Genomic DNA, 881 nt, shown 5'->3' on the forward strand with positions numbered 1-881 from the left:
CGGGCCGACCGCGCCGAGGCCGCGCTCCGGGAGACCGGGGGCGCGGATCGGGCACTGTCCACCACGGACAGTGGCGCGTCCGACACCCGCCAGTAGTCACAAATCGCCCATGTGACCCGATCTAGGATGGAAGTCGTGCGAGATCTGGGAACGACCGGCGACACCGGCCCGATGCACCTGGGCGGGCCACCCGGTCAGGGACCGGAGCGTGCCCGCGTGGCGGAGCGGCCCCGGCCCAGGGTCGACCTCAAGGCGCTCTTCGGCCTGGAGGCGGGGGCGTGGGCCTGGACCACCGCCGTGCAGGCGACGGTCGCCATGGCCGCCTCCTTCGGCCTGGCCGCGTGGCTGTTCGGCCCCCAGATCGGCACCCTGGCCGCCCTGGGTTCCATGACGGTGCTCTATGAGAAGAAGACCCCCTACGTCTACCGGTCGGCCGCGCTGGCCCTGGTCGGTCTGGGGTTCGTCGCCAGTGTGACCCTCGGTTCGCTGGCATCGGCGCTGTCGGTGTGGGCGTCGGTCGCCGCGATCGGACTCGTCGCCGGAACCGCCACCTGGGTGTGCGCGGCCTGGCGGGTGGACAAACCCGGTGCCCTGTTCTTCGTGCTGGTCTGCGCGATCTCCACGATCGCCCCCGGCGGTCTGGCCCAGGTCCCCCTGCACGCGGGCGTGGCGGCTGTGGGGGCCGCGATCGGCTGGGCGGTGTCGATGTCGGGCGCCCCCGTCCTGGCCCGGCACCCCGAGTACCGGGCGGTCGCGGAGGCCTACCGGAAGCTGGCCGCGCTCCTGCGCGCGGTGGGCACCGCCGAACTCGACCACGCCCAGCACAAGGCTTCGGTGGCGGTCGCCGAGGCCTGGCGGATCGTCCTGCTGGCGCAGACCCG

General features: G+C 73.7%; 1 pseudogene. It reads left to right on the forward strand.

Features of this window, described 5'->3' with window-relative positions:
* Window positions 1-171 precede the first annotated feature (171 nt).
* A pseudogene (locus D471_RS0123395) lies at window positions 172-881 on the forward strand (FUSC family protein); the annotation flags it as partial.

The organism is Nocardiopsis lucentensis DSM 44048 (assembly GCF_000341125.1).
In the GTDB taxonomy this organism is placed as follows: Bacteria; Actinomycetota; Actinomycetes; order Streptosporangiales; family Streptosporangiaceae; genus Nocardiopsis; species Nocardiopsis lucentensis.